Below are 25,013 nucleotides of genomic sequence, written 5' to 3' on the forward strand. Positions count from 1 at the left end.
ATCAGAATAAAAAAATAAAGAACACTGCTTGACCCTGACCTTATGTCAGGCTTTATAGTGCGAGCTTGTTTAAGGAGATCGCACTATGTTGCTTAAAATCGGAGAGTTGGCGAGTCGCACCGGCATTACGGTACGCACCTTGCATCATTACGACAAAATAGGTTTGCTGCATCCATCAGCACGCTCAGCGGCCGCCTATCGTTTATATAATCGCAACGATGTCGCGCAATTACATAGAATTCAGGCTCTCAGGGGCCTTGATTTGTCGCTAGCCGAAATCGCCGAGCTATTGCAAGGTGAAGGCGCTGGTTTGCAAGAACTAATTGATCAACAAGTGCGGGGTTTGGAAAAGCAAATGTCACAGACGCGCGAACTGCACAGCCGCTTACAGTCCTTATCCGAACTACTACGCAGCCAGGATCAGCCCAATCTCGATTATTGGCTCACCACTCTCAGTCTGATGAGTAGTTTTGGAAAATACTTCAGCAAGGCCGATCTGGCGATACTCAAACAGCGTAAGCAAAGCACACAAGGCAATGTCGAACTCATGATGGAGCCAGTGATCGCCGCGTTACGATCACTCATGGATCAGGGAATAGCCAGCACAGATCCGAGAGCCGTAGCGCTCTCGGTACGCTGGCACAAGGTCATGAATGTCGCTATGGCAGAAGATCCGCGGCTGTTCGTCAAAATCGAAGAGATGACCCGAAATGAACTGGCGGTGCAAGCCTTAACCGGCGTCGATGGCGGCATGCTCGATTATCTGACGCACGCCACTGCCGAGCAGCGCTACCAGATTTACCGCAAATACCTAAGTCAAGCCGAATTAGAAAATTTCCGTAGCCTCTTTTTTGAGGATGCACGCAGCTATATCGCGCTATTTGCCGAAATACGCCAACAAATGGAGTTAGGAAATACGGTAGAGACAGTAGCCGTTCAGGATTTACTCGCGCGCTGGAGCAAACTCTCGCTACGCGCCTGGGGTGATCAAGCAAGCACCCTCGTCAAGGTAAGAAAAGCGCACGAAAATGAGGCGGCCTTATCGCTAGGACCTGGCCTGAGCCCCGAGCTATTGGCCTACGTACAACGAGGTCTGCAGTATAGAGATCAAATTGCCTCCAACAATAAAAAACCAGATGCATCAGATCAACCGGAACAAGGCACACATCATGAATGACACGACAAAGGCAATTAACACCAAACAAGCCGAGACCGCCAAGGGAAGCGACCAGCCGCGACTGGCCCTATTTCGCGATACAAATTTTCGCTGGATGATCAGTGGCGGCGTGATCTCTATGCTAGGCGATCAATTCACCATTGTCGCCCTACCCTGGCTGGTGCTGAAGATGACGGGCGATACCCTGATACTGGGGCTGGTACTGGCCTTAATCGGCGTGCCACGTGCCTTGCTGATATTGCTCGGTGGTGCCGTGGTCGATCGCTATTCACCAAAACAGGTGATGATGCTGAGCAAATACGTCAATACCGTGGTGCTGGGCTTACTGTCAGCACTGCTAATGAGCGACCAGTTAAGCCTAAACATGGTCTACGTTCTGGCGCTGAGTTTGGGTATCTCTACCGCGTTTAGCATCCCCTCAGGCACAGCCATGATCCCTCGCTGCATCGCTGCACCACAACTGCAAATGGCAAACGGTATCATGCTTGGCTTACGTCAAATCAGCATGTTTCTCGGTCCTTTACTGGCCGGCATCTTGATTGCCGTATTTGGCAATACTGCTACCGACATGACTGATGCAGCCGGTCTGGCAGACGCGCGTGGGTTAGCTGCGGCCTTTTTATTTGATAGTTTCAGCTATGCCTTGTCTGCCTGGACGCTTAGTCATGTGAGGATGCTGGCCCTACCTCAGCTTGAGCTTGCGGGGCACGGAAAGAATGCCCACCCCAAACCTGCCGCCCGGCTTTGGCATTCGATACTGGAAGGCTTACGCTATTGCTGGAATGATGTAATGTTGCGCACCTGTTTTCTGTACTGGTCAGCAGTGGCATTTTTCATCATGGGGCCGATCCAGATCGCGCTACCGGTGCTCGCCAATCAGCTCGGTGACAGCGCCAGCACTTTCGGTATTTTGATAGGCTGCCATGGCGCAGGGACGTTGCTGGGGATGCTAATGTCGGGCCTGCTGCCGAACCGGCGCTTAGTCAATTTAGGCCGCACTATTTTGCTGATCGATTTTATCGTCGGCCTGTTATTCATCCCCATGAGTCTGGTAGTGACGACCTGGCAAGCTGCCGCACTCTTGCTCAGCATAGGCACGCTGGGCGGCTACCTGCATGTCGCGGTGTACACCTGGATACAGCGCCAGGTGCCAGCCGCGATGCTAGGCAGAAGCATGAGTATTTTCATGTTCATCTTCATGGGCATAGGGCCAGTCTCGGCCGCGATCACGGGCTGGGCCATGCGTAGCATCAGTACTGCACAGTTATTTATAGGCAGTGGCGCGCTGCTGATACTGATAGTACTGCTGGCCTTCCTCGGTTCAGAGATGCCTAGTGTGAAGGATCAAGTGGTGGTGGATCAAGCAGCGCAAGATCCTGCGGCCTAGCGCTAAGTTTTTTAGCGCACAATAGCGGGCGCTGCCAAGCTCAATTTGGCAGTACCCGGCTTGCCAGCTGCCGCACAATTTTAGCCAATTGCTCTACTGCTATCTCGATCTGTGCCGGGGCAATCTGGGCGTAACCTAGCACCAGACCATTAAATACAGGTGCCTCATGCGACAGCGCATGCAGGCTCAGGGGGTGCACCACAATCCCCTGCTGCAAGGCGTGCGCGCAAACCAGTGTATCGGGTGCACGCGCATCGAGTACTAATGCCAGATGCATGCCAGCCGAACCGCCACAGACCACGCCAAGATCGCCCAGATGCAGACCCAAAGCAGTTGCCAACACATCGCGCCTGTGCCGGTACACGCGCCGCATCTTGCGCAAATGCGCAGCGAACTGCCCACTCTGGATAAACTCGGCCAAGGCCAGTTGATCGCAAGCGCGCCCGCGTGGCACTGCATGTGCCAGCGCCAGCGTGAGTGCTGTCACCAAATGTTTTGGCACCACCATAAAACCGATCCGCAATGCCGGAAACATGGTCTTGCTAAAGGTGCCCAGATACAGCACCGGGGCGTCAGGCGCTAAACCCTGCATGGCCGCCAGTGGCGGGCCATCGTGACGGAACTCGCTATCGTAATCATCCTCAATAATCAAGGCGGAAGCGGCCCGGGCATGCGCTATCAGTTGCATGCGCCGGCTCAGACTGAGTACGCTCCCTAGCGGATATTGGTGCGAAGGCGTAACGTAGATCAGCTTGGGCCTGTGCTGCACAATATCCTTCTCACACGGTGCCAGGCCTTGCTCATCAAGGCTGACAGGATGCACTTGCAATTGCGCCGTGTGAAACGCAGTGAGCGCGCCTTTATAGCCGGGGTTTTCCATCCAGACGGTATCGCCGACATCGGCAAACAGGCGCGCACACAAATCCAGACTACTTTGGGTGCCATCGGTGATAAACACCTGATCCGGTTCGCACAAAACCCCGCGTGAAGCGCGAAGATGGTCAGCAATCGCGACCCGCAAACCTAATTCACCGGCCGCCTCGCCATAATTGAGCTGGGCAACAGAACAACTGCGCCAGGCGCGGTCTAGCAATCGACGCCAGCTTGCCTGCGGAAAATCAGCCAGCGCCGGCACCCCCGGTGCGAACGCGCTCATCAAGGCGGCGTCTGGCAGCACTGCATCTGCGGCATGTTTTGATGCACCAGACTCCAGAACTGCATCGCCCTGACTCTGCACCTGAAGCTGAGCCTGATTCTGCGCCCGGTGTGACAGGCGCGCCTGCGCCACCGGCAATACATCCTGAGCCACATCTGACTCGCGCGACCGCACGCTCAACTTCAAATCCACCACCACCGTCCCTTGTCTATCCGAGCTGACATAACCCTCGGTCGCCAATTGTTCGTAAGCGTACAGCACGGTATTGCGCGCCAAGCCCAATTCGCTGGCCAATTGGCGCGTGCCTGGCAAACGCAGGCCTGCATGCAGCGTGCCCTGACGGATCGCTGAGCGCAGGCAGGCATGCAAACGACGTTGGCGCGGGCCAGTGAGTAGCGGATATTGCTTGAGAAAATTTTGGAACAGTAGCGGGTAATCCATGCGTGGCTCTATATTTTTATGTTGTCTTGGATCTTTTTTAAGATCCAGCAATCGATTATATTGCAGATTAATTCACCACTTACAAAAATATCTCATGACTACTAGCAGCACGCCAATCGACAACAGCACAACGGCCAACAAGAGCGCCGGTGCCCCCAGCGAACGCAGTCGGGTACGCCGTCTGCCCGCGCAGGCCGATTACGAGCGCAGCACCTTGCACGCCATCATCGACGCCGCCTATTTGTGCCATATCGCCTTTCATGACGAGAACGGCAGCCATTGCATACCGACCGCTTGCTGGCGCACCGGTGAACATCTGTACATCCACGGCTCCAACGGTGGCCGCCTGCTGAAACTACTCGCCAGCGGCACCCAGGCTTGCGTAGGCATTACCTTATTAGACGGTTTAGTGTTGGCACGCTCGGCCTTTAATCACAGCATGAACTACCGCTCAGCAGTCATTTACGGACAATTTGAGCGCGTGCTGGCCGACGCTGACAAGCGCGCCGCCATGGATGCGCTGATGGACAGAATCATGCCAGGTCGCAAACTGGAAGCCCGCCCCGGCAATGAAAAAGAGTTCGCTGCCACCACGATAATGCGCATTTCGCTAGACGAGGCCGCCGCCAAAACCCGCAGCGGCAACGTCGTCGACGACGCAGAGGATATGGATATCCCTATCTGGGCCGGCATCTTACCGCTGGTAGAAACCCGGATGCCAGCGCTGCCCGACCCGGCCATGAATATCCCGGCCCCCGACTATGTCAACAACTGGAGCAAGGCCAGCAAATAAATTCAGAGCAACAGGCGCAAATTGGCATGCCGCCAGCGCGCATATCCCATGCGGGCCGCAGGCCAGCTTGCCTGAAGAGGCGCATGGAATATGCGCGCTGGCGGGGGGGGGAATTCTAAATTTATACAGGGCCAGCAAAGCCCCCCCCCGTCCAAATAGGCTTATCCGCCTATGCTTTACCGGACAACATCCGTTTCAGCGTGTCATCCTTGACGATGAAATGATGATACAAAGCGCCGAGCACATGGATACCGACCAGGAAGTAAACCACGTTACCCATGGTTTCATGGATTTCTTTGATATTGCCTTTTAACACGGGGTCGGGTGCCACCAGCTGCGGCAAGATCCAGCCTAAAAATTCGACTTCTTTACCTGCCGCCTGATAAAACACCACGCCGCTGATAGGCAAGGCAAACATGATGAGATACAGCAAGCCATGCATTGCGTGCGCGCCGGCGGTTTGCCAGCGCCCCCCAGGCAAGGCTGGCGGCGCGCTAAAACGCAATCGCGCCAACACACGGACAATGACAAATAAAAATACTAACTGGCCCGCCAGCATATGCCAGCTTTTCAGACTATCGCGCAAGGGATTGCCTTTCGGGATCTCGCCGCGCACTTCGATCAGCGCCAGCGCCACGGCGATCAAGATAAACATGATCCAGTGCAGTGATCTTGAAACCGGGTGATAATAAATTTTATTCATGGCTAGCGCGATCTCTTAATGTGATGAGCTTAATGAGTGTGATACGTTTGATCATTCTAATCGCCCTTATTGCAAATGGCACTGATAAAGATCAGTGGACGGACAAATGTGGCACCAATTTTTCGCGGCTCCAGTCATTTCTCTGGCAAAAAAAACCGCAACTGTCTTAAACGTGACATTGCGCTTGATTACTGCTAAATTAGAAACAGAAAAAACGCAATACTGAACACCGCAATCTAAACCACCGGCAGGCGACTATTTTCGGAGCTAAGTTGAGCGCATCTTTCGACGATCAAAACAATCAACCTAGCCATCTTGCACTTAGCGATGGCCAGATTTTTTTGGGCGAAACCGGCATCAAACTGCTGTACGGCATCACCATCACCGCATTCCTCTCTTGCGTCTCGGGTATTGCACTCAATTTCACGGCCGGCAATGGCTTGTTTACCGGCGGCTCAGCGCTAGGTTTAGTTCTCAGTGTATGCATACTCTTTTTACTGTATAGGCAAAGGGTAAGACTGGCGTTATTGAGCTTGCTGTGGATACTCGCGCTATTGCCCATCCTGCTTGGTATGACGACATTTGGGATGAACGGGCCGGGCTTATTTTTTGTACCGATTGCGGTGATGGCTGCCAGTTCTATGCTGACGCCGCGTCATGGCCTAGCCATCGCCATCTCCGCCCTGCTACTGACTATCATCATTTTTCTTTTTAATGAGCATGGGCAATTTCGTCTGGTGTTGCCTACGCCCATGTTCAAACTCACCGGTTTCTTAACTGCACTGGTGATTGCCAGTCTGATCGGCCTGATCGGCGCGAATGCCTTGCGTACCGAGCTGAACCGTGTCAAACAACTGGCGAACTCACTGGCACTCAAGGCAGATCAGTTGCAACGCTCTGAAATCAGTTTTTCTAGTCTGTTTCGCTGCAACCCTTTGCCCTCCTTGACTGGCGATGCGGCAGGACGCATCTTAGATGTCAACGATGCCTGGCTGGCGGTGTTCGGATATCGCCGCGAGGAAGTCATAGGTCGCAACAGCGGCGAATTGTCGCTATTTCTTAGTGAAGAGGAGCGACAGCAAATCGCCAGAGATACCATCGCCGGCAGGCCGGTATTAGGCCGGCAGGTAAGCATGCGGGTAGCGAACGCCAGCACCCGGCATTTTCTGATCAGCACCGCCAGCTTTGAACTCTCGGACGGATGGCGCTATGTTGCCCTGCTGCTAGATCAAACCGACAGATTGGACGCCGAACACGCCCTGCAAGAACTCAACCTTAACTTAGAGAGTCGGGTCGCTGGCCGAACTGCCGACCTCAGCATCGCCCTGGAAAATTTGCAACGTACCCAGCAAGAACTCATACAATCAGAAAAACTCGCCTCGCTAGGAGCCATGGTCGCGGGTATCGCGCACGAGTTAAATACGCCTGTTGGTAACGCACTGATGGTGATCTCTACCTTGGCGCATAACCAGAGCGAGTTTGAACAGCATTTGGAACAAGGTTTAAAGCGCACCCATTTAAACGCATTTTTACTCTCGGTAAGCGAAGTGACGGATCTGGTTGACCGTAATCTACGCCGCACCGCCGATCTGATACGCAGCTTCAAACAAGTGGCGGTGGATCAGGCTAGTGAACAAAGACGGCCATTTGATCTCGACGAAGTGGTAAATGAGATTAGCATGACGATGAGCCCGCTATTGCGTAAGTCGCCTTACGTCTTGCTCAACGAGGTGCCGCAAAACATACGCATGGATAGTTACCCCGGGCCTTTGGGGCAAGTGCTGATCAATCTGGTGCACAACGCACTCAAACATGCTTTCGAGGGGCGCGAAAACGGACAATTCCGTATCCACGCAACCCTGCTCGACGAAGATAAAGTGCGCCTGACATTTTCAGATAATGGCTTAGGCATCTCCACGCAAAACATCGGCCATATTTTCGACCCTTTTTTTACTACCAAATTGGGTCAGGGCGGCTCAGGCCTGGGTTTAAGCATCGTCCACAATATCGTCACAGGCATGCTCGGTGGGCGCATAGAAGTCATTAGCACACTGGGTCTGGGTAGCGAATTCCAAATCGAACTGCCGCTCGTGGCACCGCATAAATAGTGCGCTTTGCTAAAGCCGGGGGAATATAAAACGCCAACAAGCAGCCCTGCCAGCGCGCATATTCCATGCGCCTTTCAGGCCTGCATGCTTGGAGAGGCGCATGGAATATGCGCGCTGGGCTATGCCATTGATAGAATCATGCGCGATGCGCTTCCGCGCCGCGATGCGCACGATTAGGGGTTTTTTAGAAGTTCTTATTATTCCTCTGGCACAATCGCGGTCACTTCGATCTCGACCCTGGCTCTATCTTCTATCAGCCCCGCCACTTGTACCGCCGTCATGCTCGGGTAGTGACGACCAATGAGCTCGCGGTAAGCCACCCCGATCTCAGGATAGGCGGCGACGTATTCTTTTTTATCCAGCACATACCAGGTCATGCGCACGATGTGCTCGGGCCGGGCGTCGGCCTGCGCCAACACGGTGACAATATTCTGTAAGGCTTGCCGCACTTGTGCGGCGAAATCATCGCTGTGAAACTGACCCTGAGCATCCCAACCTATCATGCCGCTCAGATAGACACTACGGCCGCATGCCGCGACACCATTGGAATAGCCACGCGGCCTGATCCAGTCTGGTGGTTGAAGAAAATCCATAAAATTCGTCCTTTGCTTATTCTTACCGTATTCTTAGCTTATTTTTAGCTTATGAGCTGACCCGGCTCAGTTACTGCCGCATAGTCTTTCAACAGTTCTCTGGCGATGATCAATTGCTGCACTTCGCTAGCACCTTCGTAGATACGTAAGGCGCGAATCTCGCGGTACAAACGCTCGACTGGCACCTCGCTCATCACGCCCATGCCGCCAAACATTTGCAGAGCGGCATCGATCACTTGCTGCGCATTTTCGGTCGCAACTAGTTTTGCCATGGCCGCTTCTTTGGTGACTTTTTTACCCTGATCGCGCAGCCAGGCGGCACGATAAGTCAGCAAGGCGGCACTATCGATGGCAGTTGCCATCTGCGCCAATTTGGCCTGGGTCAACTGAAAATCAGCTAGGGTCTGGCCAAACATCTTGCGGCTAGTGGCGCGCCGCATGGCCTCGGCCAAGGCGCGTCGCGCAAACCCCAGCGCCGCCGCTGCCACTGAGGTACGAAATACGTCCAGAGTGGCCATCGCCACCTTAAAGCCCTGCCCCGCCTCGCCTATGCGCTGGCTGACCGGAATGCGACAATTAGTCAGTCGCAATCGTGCCAAGGGATGTGGTGCCATCAAATGGATACGCTCTGCGATTTCCAGACCGGCGCTAGTCGCATCCACGATAAAAGCCGAAATACCGCGTGCCCCCGGGGCTTCGCCAGTGCGCGCAAACAGTACATAAAAATCAGCGATACCACCATTTGAGATCCAGGTTTTTTCACCATTTAAAACATAGTGTCCACCCTCTTCGCTTGCTACCAGTTCGGCCGCACATTGCATTGCCGCCACGTCGGAGCCGGCATCGGGCTCAGACAAAGCAAAGGCGGCAATCGCCCGGCCTTGCGCAACTGGCGGCAGATAGTTTTGTTTTTGCTGCGCACTGCCAAACAAGCTGATCGCCCCCGAGCCCAGGCCCTGCATGGCAAAGGCAAAATCAGCCAGCCCGGCATGGCGCGCCAAGGTCTCGCGTATCAGGCAAATCGCGCGGGTATCAATCTGATTTTCTGTTGCGCCGTAGACGCTACCGGCAATCGCGTGTTGCAGCCAGCCGCCTGCGGCTAGTTGCTGCACCAGATCACGACAAGCCTGATCGATATCCGCCCCATGCGCTGGCGCTATATGTTCTCTGGCCCAGGCATCCAGACTCGCTTGCAAGACACGGTGTTTAGGCTCAAAAAATGGCCAATCGAGGTAGCTGGTATCTAGTGTTAGCGCAGGCAAAATTAATCTCCTTCAAATTCTGGATTTTGTTTCGCTACAAAGGCGTGGTAAGCGCGATGAAAGTCATTGGTCATCATACAAATCGCTTGCGCCTGCGCCTCCGCCTCGATGGCCTCATCGACGCTCATACTCCATTCTTGCTGTAACATTTTTTTGGTCATGCCATGCGCAAAGGTGGGGCCATCGGCCAGATGTTTGGCATACACCTGGGCGTCGGTGCGCACTTCTTCGGGAATGCTGAGTCGATTAAAAAAGCCCCAGCGCTCGCCCTCTTCGCCCGACATACTGCGTCCGGAAAATAGCAAGTCGGCAGCACGGCCCTGGCCGATCACACGTGGCAACAAGGCGCAGGCCCCCATGTCGCAGCCAGCCAAGCCTACCCGCGTAAACAGAAAAGCGGTTTTACTGCGCAAGGTGCCTATCCGGATATCCGATGCCAGCGCCAGTATCGCCCCGGCACCAGCGCAAATGCCATCGACCGCTGCCACGATAGGTTGCGGGCAGGCGCGCATCGCCTTCACCAGGTCGCCCGTCATGCGGGTAAAACTGAGCAAACCCGGCATATCGAGTTTGGTTAAAGGTCCGATGATCTCGTGCACATCGCCGCCCGAACAAAAATTATCGCCAGCGCCAGCAATCACAATCGCTTTGACATCGTCGGCATATGCCAGGCTACGAAACAGATCACGTAATTCGGCGTAAGAATCGAAGGTCAAAGGATTCTTACGTTCGGCACGGTTTAGCGTAATGGTCGCGACCGCCTCGCTGACCGCATACGAGAAATGGGTCGCAGTGTAAGCGCCCAAACTTTGGCGGTTACCTGGCAGATTTTGCGCTTGTCCGGGTAAGTATTTCATGTTGCTACTCCTTTTCGGTAATCAGGCTGACGGGGCTTAGCTTACGCATAGTTAAATGGTTTTTCATCTGCGACAAAAGATCAAACAGGGTATTTTTTTGCTCTGAACTAAGGCCACCGAACATCTCGGCAATCCAGGCTTCATGCACCGCCGCCATACGCTTAAATGTGGCATGACCCAACTCTGTGAGTTGAACGCCGTAGACGCGCCTGTCCTTGCTGTCGGCCACCCGCAGGACCAGTTTCTCTTGTTCTAGCTGATCAGTGATGCCGGTGATATTGCCACCGGTGACCATCATACGCTGAGACAATTCGCCCATGCGTAAGCCTTCGGGATGACGCTCTAACTGTGCCATTAAATCAAAACGCGGCAGCGTGATCTCAAACTCATTACGCAGCCGGCTTCGCACTTCCGTCTCTATCATGGTGCTGCAAGAGAGCATGCGCAGCCACAGTTTGAGTGATTGGTGGTGATCGTCCGTGAGCCGGGTCTCAACATCGTAGCTACTGTCAGTCGCTGGTTTCATAAAGCGCTCCCGGCAACTATAACGACAGGATACTGCAGCCAGTATATTTTTGATGCGCAATAACCACGCATGAAATCGGGTGATTTTTGCCTATACTCCCCTAAAAATTGATATCTATCAGAGCTGATGCGACTCATAATAGCTCTCCACCAGCGACCGCAATAGACTGGCCATTCATTGCGGCCGACTGCGGCAAACACAGCCACAGCACGGCATTAGCCACCTCGTCCGGCTGCACCAGACGGCGCTGCGGATTAGCCGCTGCCAGTTCTGCCCTGGCTTGCTGTTCGCTGCGCCCAGTCTTTTCGACAATATTTTGCACTGCCTGCTGCAGCAAGTCAGTCTCGGTGTAGCCGGGGCAAACCGCATTGACCGTAATGCCTTTGGTGGCTAATTCCAGCGCCAAGGCCCGCGTCAAGCCTATCACCCCATGCTTGGCGGCGCAGTAGGCCGCGACATAGGCGTAACCAGTCAAGCCGGCGGTACTAACGACGTTGACGATGCGCCCCCAGCCTGCTTGCAACATGGCGGGCAAAACTGCCTGGGTACAATGAAAACTGCCACTAAGATTGACATCTAACATACGCTGCCAAAGCTCGGCATCGGTTTTAAGAAAAGGCGCAGCCGCGGCCTGCCCCGCATTATTGATCAGGATATCTATCGCACCGCCAGCCGCATGCACTTTGGCCACCGCAAGCTCGACGCCTGCGGCATCACTGACATCGAGCACCACATAGTCTAAGCGGGCTCCCGCCTGCACCTCGGCCTGCAGCGTAAGCACTGCAGCCTGCAAGCTGGCCGCGGTTCGTCCCGCGATGGTGACGCTGGCACCCTGCGCCAATAAGGCCCTGGCGATAGACGCGCCTATACCTTGCGCGCCGCCTGTGACTAGCGCATGTTTACCGCTGAGGTCAGCTCTAGCTGTAGCACTTGCAGCAGCAGCCGTGGATTTTATTTGCATAGTCATCAGCCCTCCAACAATTTTGCAGCGATTTGTTGAGGTGTCAGCGCGCTATTGGCCGCATTAATTTGTCGCTCGCGCTGCAGATTTCTTTCCAACTGCTGTTTGCCAGCCAGGTATTGCTGCGGCCACGCAATCTCGCTAAATCCGAGTTTCGCCGCCTCGTGCAGTGTCCATGCCGGGTCGGCCAGATGCGGCCGCGCAATCGCACACAAATCGGCACGGCCAGCCGCGATAATGCTGTTGGCGTGATCCGCTTCAAAGATAGAACCGACCGCAATCGTTGGTATCTGCGCCTCGTTACGGATGCGATCGGCAAATGGCGTCTGAAACATGCGGCCGTAGACCGGTTGCTCCTGCTTGCTGACCTGGCCGGACGAACAATCTATCATGTCGGCACCAGCTTCCTTAAACCGCCTGGCGATCTGCACTGCATCGTCGGGCGTGATGCCGCCCGCTACCCAGTCGTGCGCCGATATTCTGACGCTGATCGGTTTTTCGGCAGGCCAGACGGCACGGATAGCCTTGAACACTTGCAGCGGAAAACGGCAGCGATTATCTAGCGAGCCACCGTATTCATCGTCACGCTGATTGGTCAAAGGCGAAATAAAACTCGATAGCAGATAACCATGCGCGCAATGCAATTCCAGCCAGTCAAACCCGGCTAGTGCGGCTGCTTTGGTGGCGCGCACAAAATCATTGAGCACCTTATCCAGGTCGGCCCGGCTGGCGGCGCGTGCGGTCTGCGATATGCCGGGCAAGTATTGCTGTGGCGAGGCCGAAATCAAAGGCCAATTGCCGTCGACCAAAGGCAGATCGATGCCCTCGTTGGCTGGCCGGGTTGAGCCCTTGGCACCGGCGTGACCGAGCTGTAGCGCGATCCTGGCATCGGTATGGGTATGCACAAAATCGACGATGCGTCGCCAGGCTTGCGTATGCGCAGGCAAATACAAACCGGGACAGGCTGGCGTAATCCGCGCCTCGGCCGAAACGCAAGTCATCTCGGCAAACACCAAACCAGCACCGCCCATGGCACGCGCCCCCAGATGCACCAGATGGTAGTCACCCGCCAGCCCGTCGATGGCCGAATACTGCGCCATGGGCGAAACCACGATACGATTTTTTAGCAATACGCTGCGCAATTTAAACGGGGTCAGCATAGGTGGAATCGGGGTTTTGGTGACTGGCATAGGCACAGCGGCACGCGCATAGGCGCGTTCGGCGATCCATGCTTCAAAACTACGCACATAGGCAGGATCGCGCAGGCGCAAATTCTCGTGCGAGAGACGCTGGCTACGCGTCAGCATGGAATAGGCAAACTGTTGCGCTTCCATTGCGGTGTAACGCTCTACGTTCTCAAACCATTCCATAGAATTACGCGCCGCGCTCTGTATTTTTAGCACTTCGATACTGCGTGCATCCTGATAGGCTGCCAATACGGCAGCCATGCCTGCGCTGCCATGCTGCGCAAAGCTGGCGGCCAATTCTATCGCATCCTCCAACGCCAGTTTTGTGCCGGAGCCTATAGAGAAATGCGCGGTGTGGGCAGCGTCTCCCATTAACACCACCGGCACGGTTTTACCGTTGAGCGCATTGATATGCAGCCAATTTTTGCAGATAATGCGCGGAAATTTTATCCAATTCAAAGAACCACGCTGGTGACGCTCATTACTCATCAAGGCATGGCCGTCCAGATATTTGGCGAACAGGTTTTCACAAAAAGCGATGGTTTCAGACTGACTCATTTTATCCAGACCAGCCTTCAGCCACACCTGCTCCGGCGTCTCTATGATAAAGGTCGCAGTATCGCCGTCGTATTGATAGGCATGCGCCTGAAACCAACCGAAAGGCGTTTCTTCAAACGCAAAGGTAAATGCGGAAAACAGTTTTTTGGTGCCTAGCCAGATAAAACGGCATTTGCGGGTATCAATATCAGGTTCGAATGTGTTTTGATAGCGGCTACGGATCCGGCTATTGAGACCATCGCTGGCGATCACCAGGTCGGCGTTGTATTGCAAAGCCAGCGCCTGATCATCCTCAGCTTCAGTCTCAAACACTAAATTGACGCCCAAAGCCTCGCAACGTTCTTGCAAGATATTGAGCAGGCGCTTGCGCCCTATGCCGCAAAAACCGTGACCGCCCGAGCTCACCACCTGTCCTTTAAAATGGATATCAATATCATCCCAGTGATTAAAGGCTTGCAAAATGGAACGCGCGCTCTGTTCATCGGCCTTGAGCAAATTACCCAAAGTCTGATCCGAAAAAACCACACCCCAGCCAAAGGTATCATAACTGCGATTACGCTCTATCACCGTAATTTGATGCTCTGGATTTTGCTGCTTCATCAACAAGCCAAAATACAGGCCAGCGGGGCCTCCACCGATACACAAAATATTCATGTTTTTCATGCCTGCTTAAGACCTGTCTGGCGCAATTTAAAGCGTTGTAACTTACCGGTCTCGGTTCTTGGTAAGCTGCTGCAAAATTCTATAGTGCGTGGATATTTATACGGGGCGATGGTCTGCTTCACCAGATTCTGTATTTCTTTAATCAATTCTTCAGATCCCTGCCTGCCGGCTTTCAAAACCACAAAGGCTGTCACTTTCTGGCCACGCTCTTCATCCGGCAAGCCCACCACGGCGCATTCGGCCACCGCCGCATGCGTCAGAACGATCTCTTCTACTTCAGGGCCGGCGATGTTATAACCGGCCGAAATTATCATATCGTCGGTGCGGGCGCGATACCAGAAATAGCCATCGACATCCATCTCGTAGGCGTCGCCAGTGAGATTCCAGCCATTGCAGACATAGTTTGCCTGACGCGTATCGGCCAGATAGCGGCAACCGGTAGGCCCCTTGACTGCCAGCCGGCCCACCATACCCGGGCTTAGCGGCTGACCGTTATCATCGAGTATGCAGGCCTGATAACCAGCGACCACTTTACCGGTAGCGCCGCTGCGCACCTGTGTACCAGCGGCCGAGATAAAGATGTGCAGCATTTCTGTCGCACCTATGCCATCGATCATCACCAGGCCCGTGGCTTGCTGCCAGGCTTCACGCGTAGAGACTGGCAAGGCCTCGCCTGCCGAGACAGTCTTCTGTAGACGAGACAAATCGAAGGCATGGGCAAGGCTGGTCATTTGGCGGTAAAAAGTCGGCGCTGTAAAACAGATGGTTGCGCCAAAATCGGCAATACCCTTGAGTAAAGATTCGGGGCTGAGCTTTTCCAGTAACACGGTACTCGCCCCTACTCTAAGCGGAAACAACAACAGACCGCCCAGGCCAAAGGTGAATGCCAGCGGCGGCGTGCCGATAAAGACATCGTCTTTTTCAGTTTGCAACACCGAACGCGGAAAACAATCGCAAATAGCCAGTAAGTCACGGTGAAAATGCATGGTGCCCTTGGGCATGCCGGTAGTGCCGGAAGTAAAACTGATCAGACAGACGTCTTCGGCTAGCGTATCGACCGCGGCAAACTCGGCAGATTTACTCTGCATTAAAGTCTCCAACGCCCCAGCACCAGTCTCATTGAAATAAATAATCTGTTTCAAAAAGCTAGAATTATTCTCCAGAATCGCCATCTCTTCGCGCAATGAGGCCGAACACAAGGCGGCGGATATTTCTGCCTTATCGACAATCACACCCAGTTCTTTGGCGCGCAATAAGGGCATGGTCGGCACCGCGATGCAACCGGCCTTCAGCACCGCTAAGGTACAGGCTGCCATCATGGGATTATTCGCGCCACGCAGTAATACGCGATTACCAGAAACCAGGTGCATATCTTGCGTCAAGACCTGCGCGATTTGATTGACTGTTGCCTGTAATCTGGCGTAGCTCCAGGTTTCAGTGTAGGTATGTATCGCCACCCTGTCGCTACAGCCAGCGTCGCACATCTTGTCGAGCAATTCGCTGACGCAATTGAGTCGTTCCGGATAGTGCAGTTCGGGCAGAGAAAAAAGTAACTCCGGCCATAAAGTGCGCGGCGGCAAATGATTGTAAGCGAAACTATCCAAATGAGCGGATATGGGAGCTGCAGCTGAAGTCACGTTTTCCCCTTTAACATCAATATGCATGTCTGCGCATCAATAAGTAAATCGACCGACAGGGCAATCAAGGCATGAGCGAAGTCGCTCAGAAAAAATACTTTAACCCTAAACTATTTATAGGTAAAGGATTATTTTTTAAACACGCATAGCTGAAAACAACAGAGTTTGAGAGGGAGTTTAAGACGCAACTGCGTAGCAGCGCGCAGATTTTCGGAGAAAGCGGCTTAGCCTGAACGGCCGCTAAATTAGGTTTAAGTCGGACGTGATGTTGACCGGCCCCTAGTAATCCATCACCAGGCTGACCGCACCGTCCAGCGATGATAAACGGGCCTGACTTCCCGTTACTAAAGTCGCTTTATCCTTGATGTGGCCAAATGGCAAGCCAGTGATGAGGGGCACAGTCAGGACTGAACGCAGATAAGCAAGCATCTGATCGAAGTCGTAACCGTTGTCATGCACCGCCAGTTTATAGGCTGAAAAATCGCCGAAAACAATCGCTTTTTGTCGATTCAACACGCCGGCAAAATGCAACTGCAGCAGCATGCGCTCTACCCGGTAAGGATGCTCGGCGATGTCCTCGACAAATAAAATACCGTCGCGGATATCAGGGAAGTATTCACTGCCAACCAAGTGGGTCAACATCGCAAGATTCCCCCCCCACAAGGTACCGGAAACATCGATATCCGCATTATCGACGGCTTCAAATTGAATTTGATGGCTGCGATGATTGATGCATTCAAAAAAATGTCCCAGCGTAAAAGCGCTAAGGTCTTCGCGAGAAAAATCATCGCATAACATCGGCCCGCAAAAACTACTGGTTCCGGTTTTTGCCAACATGGCCAACTGCAATGCATTGAAATCACTGTAACCGATCAGATACTTTTTACTATCGGCCAACTTCTGGTAATCGATATGCGGCAACAAGCGCGACAAACCGTAACTGCCACGCAAGGCCATAATAATCTGGACATCTGGATTGTCGATCGCCGCATTCAATTGCGCCAGGCGTTCGGAGTCCGTGGCACCAAAGCGCTGGTAAATCTGAGCGTGTTCGTAATAATTATGGACAAGGAAACCGCGCTCACGTAAGACCCGCAAGCCACGCTCAACCGCCACACCATCTAGCGCACAACCACTAACGGCGACGATGGCGATGCCAGGATTATCGGGCAAGCCGTTGGCGAATGATATCTTCATGAGCAGCTTAGTCTGTTTCTAGATGGTTGATATTAAGCATTTTGCGTCTGGCTATTTTCATCGACAGAGATCAAAGCCTGTTTCTTTTTTTCGGCAAGCGCAGCTCTTCTACTGGCGAAAAAATTCTTTAACAGGAGGCTGCATTCCGCAGCCATCACGCCAGCGCTGAGCGAAGTATGATGATTGAGTTTGTCTTGCTCAAACAAATTGAGTACCGAGCCACAGACGCCGGTTTTAGGATCGCTAGCACCGTACACAACTCTGGCCAGACGCGCATGCATCATGGCTCCGGCGCACATCATGCAAGGCTCCAAAGTGACGAATAATTCGCAACCTGGCAAACGGTAGTTACCAAGCAGTTCTGCCGCCGCTCTGAGAGCTACAATTTCAGCATGCGCAGTGGGGTCGTGCTTACCGATAGGATGATTGTAGCCACGCGCTATCACGACACCATCCTTGACGATCACCGCACCGACCGGCACTTCACCGGCATCCCTCGCCTTTTGCGCCTCTAGATAGGCCTCGGCCATAAAATCCAGATCTGTCATAGGAATCTATTTATCGCTAGCCGTCTATCTCAGCCCAGCAATTGGGTGTCTCGTACAAAGTGACTTTAGACAGTGACATATGCCGACCATAACGATCGTGATATACGTCTTTTAAAATATCGAAGGCAATCTTGGCCAGGTTTTCTACCGTAGGCACACGATCTATCACCACCGTCTTATGGTTAGGCATGCTGTCCAAAAAATCACGCACTACAGCATCTTTTTCGTAGACGATAAATGCATGATCCCAGAGATTCACCAGATATTGATTGGCCAATGCCTTGATGTCGCCAAAATCCATGATCATGCCATTATCGGACTCGCCGTCTTTCTCAACGACATCGCCGGTCAAGGTAATCAGCAAAGTATAGCGGTGCCCATGCAAATTACGGCATTGGCTATTGTGGTCAGGAATTCGATGTCCGGCATCGAATTCTACTTTTCTAGTGATGGTGAGCATGGTCGGGCCTGTACAGCTAAATTAGGGTATTTGAAGAAGTTTGTGAGTTTGTACACTCAACTTCCACTTAGGATGAGCTTTGCAATAGTCGATTGCCAGGCGCAAATTTTCTGCTTGTAACGGACCATCCATGGCCTGCACAAAATGGTGTTCAAAGTCTAGCGATTCATACTCACTCATAGGCTGACCGAGTTGGGGAATCACCACTTTAAGTTCACTTCCCTTGAGCACGACTAACTTGGAACCCATCTTGGGACTGACGCAGACCCAATCTACGCCCTCAGGAACCGGCAAAGTGCCATTAGTTTCTATGGCAATTTCAAAACCGACTTGATGCATGGCATCGATCAGAGCTGTATCTAGCTGCAACAAGGGTTCGCCACCAGTAAACACCACATATTTTGTCTCTGGGTAGGACACTGGCCACAAACCATTGATGCGTTCGGCTAAGGCGAGTGCAGTTTTGAATTTCCCACCGCCGTCACCATTAACGCCTACGAAGTCAGTATCGCAAAACTGGCAAACTGCGGACGCTCTATCTTCTTCTCTACCGCTCCAAAGATTACATCCCGCAAAACGACAAAAAACTGCCGGGCGTCCAGCATGATTACCTTCGCCCTGCAGTGTATAAAAACTTTCTTTGATGCTATACGTCACGACGCGCGAATCCCCATACGATTATTCCCACTCTATCGTCGCTGGCGGTTTGCCAGAGATATCGTAGACGACACGATTAATGCCACGTACTTCATTGATGATCCGATTAGAAACCTTGCCCAGCAAATCATGCGGTAAATGCGCCCATTGTGCCGTCATAAAATCAAGAGTCTGCACTGCGCGCAATGCCACGACGTATTCATAAGTGCGGCCATCACCCATAACGCCAACAGATTTGACCGGTAAGAATACGGCGAAGGCTTGACTGGTAGCGTCATACCAATTGAGCTGACCATCACCGGCCGAGGTTTCTACCAGGGTATTCCGCAATTCTTCGATGAAGATAGCATCAGCGCGGCGTAGCAAATCTGCGAATTCTTTTTTCACTTCACCAAGTATCCGCACACCCAGACCAGGTCCAGGAAAAGGATGACGATACACCATGCCATGCGGCAGGCCCAAAGCAACACCCAATTTGCGCACTTCGTCTTTGAACAACTCACGCAGTGGTTCGAGCAATTTCAAATTTAAGGTATCCGGCAAGCCACCGACATTGTGATGGCTTTTGATCGTATGCCCTTTTTTGCCCTTGCCGGCACTTTCGATCACGTCAGGGTAAATCGTACCCTGTGCCAGCCATTTAGCATTGCTCAACTTAGCCGACTCAACCTGAAAGACTTCGACGAATTCACGTCCGATTATCTTACGCTTTGCCTCTGGATCAGTAACACCAGCCAAATGCCCCATAAACTGCTGTTCCGCATTCACCTGTATAACTTTAACACCCAGATTCTTGCTAAACATTTCCATGACCATCTTGCCTTCATCAAGGCGCAACAGACCATGGTCGACAAACACGCAAGTTAACTTATCGCCTATGGCGCGATGTATCAAGGCGGCGGCGACACTACTATCGACCCCACCGGACAAACCGAGTATCACTTCATCATCACCGACTTGCGCGCGTATCGACGCGACCGCTTCGGCGATGTAATCTGGCATATTCCAGTCCGATTTACAACCGCAAATCTCGTGCACGAAACGACCAATAATGGCTTCGCCCTGAACGGTATGCGTCACTTCTGGATGGAATTGCACCGCATAAAAATGACGATCTTCATCCGCCATTGCCGCGATCGGACAATTATCGGTGGAGGCCATTAGCTTAAAGCCTGGCGGCATATCTATCACTTTGTCGCCATGACTCATCCAGACTTTCAGCATGCCATGGCCTTCGGCAGTAACGAAATCATTAATCCCGTTCAACAGAGTGGTATGACCGCGGGCGCGTACTTCTGCATAACCAAATTCACGGACTTTGCCATTTTCAACTTTACCGCCAAGTTGTTCAGCCATGGTCTGCATGCCGTAACAAATACCCAATACCGGTACACCAGCATCGAACACCGCCGCTGGCGCACGTGGCGTATCACCTTCGGTAACGCTACTCGGACCACCGGATAAAATAATGCCTGATGCACCATAGTTACGGATAAATTCATCACTAACGTCATAAGGAAACACTTCGGAAAACACACCTGAATCACGAACACGTCTTGCGATCAATTGGGTGACTTGGGAGCCGAAATCAAGAATGAGTATTTTTGAGTGCATAGTTTAAATAATAATGTCAGGTTGCTCGGCGATCGCCGGGACAACACGGTTGTTTCCTGCCGTCTTAGCCGATAGCAGGGCTTTTTCTGCATAACTTATAAGTATTTCAGGCTCCGCATCCGGAAAAGTATCCGTTGATACGATTCCAGCACTAATTGTTAAGTCTATTGATGCCGCGTCGATTTCTTCAGGATTAGACATAATGGTTAAGCGTATTCTCTCGGCAACCGCAGTCGCGACCAACCGCGATGCCCCAGGTAAAACCATGAGAAAAACATCATTACCGAAACGCCCCAAAGCATCAAATGGTCGAATGCAAGAACGTATCCTACTTATCATCTTAACCAGCACCATGTCACTGATCGCAGTTCCATGCGTCGCATGAATAGTGGCAATTTGATCCAAGGTTACCACCAGCAATGCGAGCGGTTTTTCTGCCTTGCTACAGCGTTCCATTTCTATCCGCAGAGACCTGACTATCGCGCCCTTATTCCAGGTGCCCAAAATCGGATCTATCAAGGAATCTCGTTTCAGATTCCGATTTTGCTTAATCAATGCGACCTGCATCTTGTACATAGAAAGCATGAGTAACTCACGCTCTACCATTACCAACAAATCAGCAAAAATCTGTCTATTCTCATCGTCAAAATCACGTGGACGATAGTCTATCAGCGAGACGCAGCCTATAATATTTCGCGCGGAATCAAAGATAGGATGCGCAGCATAAAAACGTATATATGGCAACCCTACAACAAAACGATCGAGCGCAAATTTCGCATCAAGCGTCGTATCGTTGACAACCAAAATTTCATCAGGAATAGGAAGTCCATCACAAAACATGGCCTCCATCGCATTCATAGAATGTTCGCCTTGATAGGCTCGATCCGACAAATTACCGAAACTAACCAGGCAATTTGCCACACCAAAAAGCTTCACCCCCAACCGCTCAATCCGTTTTATTCTAGACTCATATTTCTCGGACATCAGGGCTTCGTAAGCGGCATTCACAGTAAGTACTGTGGCAGGGCTTGGGCGATCTAACTGTACCGTCATACCACCCTCCTCCCGCCAAAGAACATCAACATGCCAATAACAAATTAATCCGCGTGATAATTTGGCGCTTCTTTGGTAATCTGCACATCATGCACATGAGATTCACGCATACCCGCTGAGGTTATTTCAACAAACTCAGCTTTAGTACGTAACTCTTCAATTGAAGCGCAACCACAATACCCCATAGAGGAACGAACGCCGCCTACCAATTGATAAAGGATAGCCAATACACTACCTTTATATGCAACGCGACCCTCTATCCCTTCGGGAACCAACTTATCGGCGTTATTGGTAGCATCTTGAAAATAGCGATCCGCTGAGCCGTCGGCCATTGCACCCAAACTGCCCATACCACGATAAGATTTGTAGCTACGTCCCTGGAACAAGATCACCTCTCCAGGCGCTTCTTCAGTACCGGCAAATATACTACCCATCATTACCGTAGATGCACCGGCCGCCAAGGCTTTGGCCACATCACCAGAGAAACGAACACCTCCGTCAGCGATACAAGGAACTCCTGTCCCTTTAAGCGCATTAGCTACGTTGGCAATTGCAGTAATTTGCGGAACACCAACACCAGCGACGATACGCGTAGTGCAGATCGATCCTGGGCCAATTCCAACTTTAACGGCGTCAGCACCATGCTCAACCAAAGCCAAAGCTGCCGCAGCGGTCGCGATATTGCCACCAATGACTTCAATATGCGGATACTTGGTTTTCACCCATCTAACGCGATCCAACACACCTTTTGAATGGCCATGCGCGGTATCGACTACGATGACATCCACACCTGCCTTGGCTAGCAAATCGATGCGTTCATCGTTATCAGCACCAACCCCGACCGCAGCACCAACCCGCAACTTACCTTGCTCATCTTTGGATGCAAAAGGATGCTCGGTTGATTTTTGTATATCTTTAACGGTAATTAAACCACGTAATTCAAACGCATCATCAACGACCAATACGCGCTCTAAGCGATGTTTATTCATCAGGCGCTTGGCTTCTGCCAAATCAGCACCTTCTTTCACAAACACCAATTTATCACGCGGCGTCATCTTAGCTCGTACTTCAGCGTCAAGTTCTTGCTCAAAACGCAAGTCTCGATTAGTGATAATCCCGACCACAAGCTTTCCTTCAACCACAGGAAAGCCGCTAATACCATGCTGTTGCGACATCGCAATTACATCACGGATTTTTGTGGTTGGCGGAATGGTGATTGGATCACGTAAAACGCCGGACTCAAATCGTTTGACCTTGGCCACTTCTTTGGCTTGCTCTTTAGGTGTCAAGTTTTTATGAATAATGCCTATACCACCCTCTTGCGCCATAGCAATGGCAAGACGAGCTTCGGTAACGGTATCCATTGCAGCGGATACCAAAGGTATATTCAACTTGATATTGCGAGTCAAATTTGTCGCAAGAGAAGTATCTTTGGGGAGAATGTTCGAGTATGCTGGAACTAGCAACACATCATCAAATGTGAGTGCTTTTTGAAGTAAACGCATAGTATTTCCTATAGGCGCAAAAGCAAATTATACAGAAAACTTGCAGATACGTCTTCATCTGTGTAAAACTCTGCGAAAACTGGTCGCATTAAACACATTTTCTGAAAGTATTTCATGTTCAAATTTTGGTCAAAACATACAGTTACAGCCTCAAGCTTTACAATCGCAGCATTACTTATTGCATCCTCATGTCAGGCACAATACGTCTGGCTAGACGAAAAAGGTAACAAGCAATTTTCTGATTTACCACCTCCAGCGAATATCTCCAAAGCTAAAATAATTAAAGCGCCTAGCAGGAGCGCACTGACGACGTCCAGCACGACGACGCCAGCAGGGGCATCCCCCTCAACCAGCGCCAGCGCAATAAACGAACAACTAAAAAAGCCCGTAACCACTACAAGCAAAAATGAAGATTACAACAAGCGAAAAGCTGAGCAAGAAGAAAAAGACAAAAAATCTGCAGCGGAGCAGTTAGCAAACTCCGAAAAATCAAAGAATTGTGAGCGCGCACGTTCTTATCAAAAAACCCTAGAATCAGGGCAAAGAATTGCTAACACTAGTGCAAACGGTGAGAAAAATATTCTCAGCGATACGCAGCGAGCCCAAGAACTCAAGGACACTCAACGCATCTTAAATGACTGCAAATAAGCGAATCGCGATTTACACTCCGGCGGAGTGCTTTATTGCGCGCCGCCGCCGCGCCTCCATCGGATCGGCGACCAAAGCGCGATAGATTTCCACCCTATCACCCTGTCGCAAATTGACATCCAAAGATTTTATCTTGCCGAAAATACCTACTTTGGATTGAGTCAAATCAATTTCAGGAAACGCGGACAGGATTCCACTACTGACAATTGCGCTCTCCAAGCTGGCAAACTCAGGGACCTCAAGCGCTAAAATAACGGACTCACACGGAGTCGCGTAGCACACCTGAATTGCGATCTTCACGTCAAGCGCAATCTCATCCATAGATCGCCTCAGCACGTGCGCAAAATGAATCAACAAAACTATTCGCGATTTTTCCGAAAACTGGGCCTATTATGTGCTCCAATAACTTACTCGAAAATTCGTAGGTAAGGTCAAATTCAATTTTACAAGCATCAGGCCGGAGTTCAGTAAATTTCCAGCGGCCCAATAATTGTTTAAACGGTCCCTCTACCAGACCCATCTCCATAGAGTTCGGCGGCGAATTTGTATTATTCGTGGTAAATTTTTGTTTAATTCCATGATAATTAATGGATAATGTCGCAGTTAGCTGATGCTCGGTCCGCTGTGCGACTTCGACAGCACCGCACCAAGGTAAAAAACGGGGGTAATCCTCAACTTTTTCAACCAACGCAAACATTTGCTCGGTGCTGTATGCTACAAAGACTGTTTTATGTACGACTGCCATCAATAGAAACCATTTGGTAAAATCACTTTCCAAATTTTAACCGACTCACATCGTTTCTCGCGTAAAAATTAGCTAATTTTTATCGCCAGGAATACTGAATAATTTCATATAGCATGAGTATTGCCGATAATAAAAAAGCCTTCCACGACTACTTCGTAGAAGAACAATTTGAAGCTGGAATTGTATTGCAAGGCTGGGAAGTTAAATCTATACGCGCCGGTCGCGTGCAGCTAAAAGAAGCTTATGTACTAGTACGAAATAGCGAAATCGTTTTGTTTGGAGCGCATATAGGCGCCCTACCAACAGCTTCAACCCATATACATCCAGACGCTGTTCGTACACGCAAATTATTACTCCATGCAACCGAAATCAGCAAACTGATCAGTAAAGTGGAGCGATCGGGATACACCATGGTTCCCTTGAATATGCATTACAGCAACGGGAAGATTAAATGCCAGATTGGCTTAGCAAAAGGAAAAAAACAACACGACAAGCGCGAAACTGAAAAAGATCGTGATTGGGGTCGAGAGCAGCAACAAATAATGAAGCAAAATCGCCGATAAAAAGATTTATCGAC

Annotated in this window: 24 protein-coding genes; 6 read left to right on the top strand and 18 right to left on the bottom strand. The window is 51.5% G+C overall.

What is annotated here, in order from left to right:
• Nucleotides 1-85: 85 nt before the first annotated feature.
• Together ACO0K8_RS04860 and ACO0K8_RS04865 are read left to right on the top strand one after the other, a co-directional pair.
• The gene (locus ACO0K8_RS04860; RefSeq protein ID WP_422945487.1) at nt 86-1,177 is read left to right on the top strand and encodes a MerR family transcriptional regulator; all 1,092 of its coding nucleotides are present in this window, start codon (nt 86-88) and stop codon (nt 1,175-1,177) included.
• On the top strand, nt 1,170-2,564 hold the full coding sequence (locus tag ACO0K8_RS04865) for an MFS transporter (protein ID WP_422945488.1): 1,395 nt from the start codon (nt 1,170-1,172) through the stop codon (nt 2,562-2,564). Before ACO0K8_RS04860 ends, ACO0K8_RS04865 begins: the two co-directional genes overlap by 8 nt.
• A gap of 40 nt (nt 2,565-2,604) precedes the next feature.
• Here ACO0K8_RS04865 and ACO0K8_RS04870 read toward each other — a convergent pair whose 3' ends face one another.
• Nucleotides 2,605-4,161, bottom strand: coding sequence for a PLP-dependent aminotransferase family protein (locus tag ACO0K8_RS04870; RefSeq protein WP_422945489.1), 1,557 nt, complete (start codon nt 4,159-4,161; stop codon nt 2,605-2,607).
• Between the two features lie 94 nt (nt 4,162-4,255).
• Between ACO0K8_RS04870 and ACO0K8_RS04875 the strand changes: the two genes are divergently transcribed.
• A complete protein-coding gene (locus ACO0K8_RS04875; RefSeq protein WP_422945490.1) occupies nt 4,256-4,954 on the top strand; it encodes a pyridoxamine 5'-phosphate oxidase family protein in 699 nt (232 codons plus the stop codon).
• 169 nt (nt 4,955-5,123) lie between these two features.
• Here the strand turns inward: ACO0K8_RS04875 and ACO0K8_RS04880 are convergent, their stop codons facing one another.
• Complete coding sequence (locus tag ACO0K8_RS04880; RefSeq protein ID WP_422945491.1) at nt 5,124-5,657, bottom strand: cytochrome b; 534 nt, start codon at nt 5,655-5,657, stop codon at nt 5,124-5,126.
• A gap of 272 nt (nt 5,658-5,929) precedes the next feature.
• Between ACO0K8_RS04880 and ACO0K8_RS04885 the strand changes: the two genes are divergently transcribed.
• Nucleotides 5,930-7,765 carry a sensor histidine kinase gene (locus ACO0K8_RS04885; RefSeq protein ID WP_422945492.1) on the top strand — a complete coding sequence of 612 codons (1,836 nt, stop codon included), beginning with the start codon at nt 5,930-5,932 and terminating at the stop codon, nt 7,763-7,765.
• Nucleotides 7,766-7,962: 197 nt separating this feature from the next.
• Here ACO0K8_RS04885 and ACO0K8_RS04890 read toward each other — a convergent pair whose 3' ends face one another.
• The 14 genes from ACO0K8_RS04890 to guaB form a co-directional block, all read right to left on the bottom strand.
• Nucleotides 7,963-8,358 (bottom strand): RidA family protein, encoded by a 396-nt coding sequence (locus ACO0K8_RS04890; protein ID WP_422945493.1) that lies wholly within the window; start codon nt 8,356-8,358, stop codon nt 7,963-7,965.
• Between the two features lie 44 nt (nt 8,359-8,402).
• On the bottom strand, nt 8,403-9,620 hold the full coding sequence (locus ACO0K8_RS04895) for an acyl-CoA dehydrogenase family protein (protein WP_422945494.1): 1,218 nt from the start codon (nt 9,618-9,620) through the stop codon (nt 8,403-8,405).
• A gap of 2 nt (nt 9,621-9,622) precedes the next feature.
• Nucleotides 9,623-10,477, bottom strand: a complete 855-nt coding sequence (locus tag ACO0K8_RS04900) for an enoyl-CoA hydratase family protein (protein WP_422945495.1) — start codon at nt 10,475-10,477, stop codon at nt 9,623-9,625.
• Between the two features lie 4 nt (nt 10,478-10,481).
• Nucleotides 10,482-11,003, bottom strand: coding sequence for a MarR family winged helix-turn-helix transcriptional regulator (locus ACO0K8_RS04905; RefSeq protein ID WP_422945496.1), 522 nt, complete (start codon nt 11,001-11,003; stop codon nt 10,482-10,484).
• 133 nt (nt 11,004-11,136) lie between these two features.
• The gene (locus ACO0K8_RS04910; RefSeq protein WP_422945497.1) at nt 11,137-11,970 is read right to left on the bottom strand and encodes an SDR family NAD(P)-dependent oxidoreductase; all 834 of its coding nucleotides are present in this window, start codon (nt 11,968-11,970) and stop codon (nt 11,137-11,139) included.
• Nucleotides 11,970-14,363, bottom strand: coding sequence for a bifunctional salicylyl-CoA 5-hydroxylase/oxidoreductase (locus ACO0K8_RS04915; RefSeq protein WP_422945498.1), 2,394 nt, complete (start codon nt 14,361-14,363; stop codon nt 11,970-11,972). Before ACO0K8_RS04915 ends, ACO0K8_RS04910 begins: the two co-directional genes overlap by 1 nt.
• Before the next feature lie 5 nt (nt 14,364-14,368).
• Nucleotides 14,369-16,036, bottom strand: a complete 1,668-nt coding sequence (locus ACO0K8_RS04920; RefSeq protein WP_422945500.1) for an AMP-binding protein — start codon at nt 16,034-16,036, stop codon at nt 14,369-14,371.
• A gap of 252 nt (nt 16,037-16,288) precedes the next feature.
• Nucleotides 16,289-17,206 (bottom strand): muramoyltetrapeptide carboxypeptidase, encoded by a 918-nt coding sequence (gene ldcA, locus ACO0K8_RS04925; protein ID WP_422945501.1) that lies wholly within the window; start codon nt 17,204-17,206, stop codon nt 16,289-16,291.
• Between the two features lie 32 nt (nt 17,207-17,238).
• On the bottom strand, nt 17,239-17,754 hold the full coding sequence (tadA, locus tag ACO0K8_RS04930) for a tRNA adenosine(34) deaminase TadA (RefSeq protein WP_422945502.1): 516 nt from the start codon (nt 17,752-17,754) through the stop codon (nt 17,239-17,241).
• A gap of 16 nt (nt 17,755-17,770) precedes the next feature.
• Nucleotides 17,771-18,214, bottom strand: a complete 444-nt coding sequence (gene queD / locus ACO0K8_RS04935; protein ID WP_422945503.1) for a 6-carboxytetrahydropterin synthase QueD — start codon at nt 18,212-18,214, stop codon at nt 17,771-17,773.
• 21 nt (nt 18,215-18,235) lie between these two features.
• The gene (gene queE, locus ACO0K8_RS04940; RefSeq protein ID WP_422945504.1) at nt 18,236-18,871 is read right to left on the bottom strand and encodes a 7-carboxy-7-deazaguanine synthase; all 636 of its coding nucleotides are present in this window, start codon (nt 18,869-18,871) and stop codon (nt 18,236-18,238) included.
• 21 nt (nt 18,872-18,892) lie between these two features.
• On the bottom strand, nt 18,893-20,485 hold the full coding sequence (gene guaA / locus ACO0K8_RS04945; RefSeq protein WP_422945505.1) for a glutamine-hydrolyzing GMP synthase: 1,593 nt from the start codon (nt 20,483-20,485) through the stop codon (nt 18,893-18,895).
• Between the two features lie 3 nt (nt 20,486-20,488).
• Complete coding sequence (locus ACO0K8_RS04950) at nt 20,489-21,538, bottom strand: GGDEF domain-containing protein (protein WP_422945506.1); 1,050 nt, start codon at nt 21,536-21,538, stop codon at nt 20,489-20,491.
• A 44-nt stretch (nt 21,539-21,582) separates the two neighbouring features.
• Nucleotides 21,583-23,043 (bottom strand): IMP dehydrogenase, encoded by a 1,461-nt coding sequence (gene guaB / locus ACO0K8_RS04955; protein WP_422945507.1) that lies wholly within the window; start codon nt 23,041-23,043, stop codon nt 21,583-21,585.
• A 114-nt stretch (nt 23,044-23,157) separates the two neighbouring features.
• Here guaB and ACO0K8_RS04960 point away from each other — a divergent pair, with 114 nt between their 5' ends.
• Nucleotides 23,158-23,691, top strand: a complete 534-nt coding sequence (locus ACO0K8_RS04960) for a DUF4124 domain-containing protein (protein ID WP_422945508.1) — start codon at nt 23,158-23,160, stop codon at nt 23,689-23,691.
• Nucleotides 23,692-23,703: 12 nt separating this feature from the next.
• Here the strand turns inward: ACO0K8_RS04960 and ACO0K8_RS04965 are convergent, their stop codons facing one another.
• Together ACO0K8_RS04965 and ACO0K8_RS04970 are read right to left on the bottom strand one after the other, a co-directional pair.
• Nucleotides 23,704-24,012 (bottom strand): RnfH family protein, encoded by a 309-nt coding sequence (locus ACO0K8_RS04965; protein WP_422945509.1) that lies wholly within the window; start codon nt 24,010-24,012, stop codon nt 23,704-23,706.
• Nucleotides 24,005-24,436: a type II toxin-antitoxin system RatA family toxin gene (locus ACO0K8_RS04970; RefSeq protein ID WP_422945510.1), complete on the bottom strand. Its 432-nt coding sequence runs from the start codon at nt 24,434-24,436 to the stop codon at nt 24,005-24,007. The genes ACO0K8_RS04965 and ACO0K8_RS04970 overlap by 8 nt, the downstream gene beginning before the upstream one ends.
• A gap of 113 nt (nt 24,437-24,549) precedes the next feature.
• Here ACO0K8_RS04970 and smpB point away from each other — a divergent pair, with 113 nt between their 5' ends.
• Nucleotides 24,550-24,999, top strand: a complete 450-nt coding sequence (gene smpB / locus ACO0K8_RS04975) for an SsrA-binding protein SmpB (protein WP_126129191.1) — start codon at nt 24,550-24,552, stop codon at nt 24,997-24,999.
• Nucleotides 25,000-25,013: the final 14 nt, after the last annotated feature.

This window comes from Undibacterium sp. Ren11W, assembly GCF_049340485.1.
Taxonomy (GTDB): Bacteria; Pseudomonadota; Gammaproteobacteria; order Burkholderiales; family Burkholderiaceae_D; genus Undibacterium.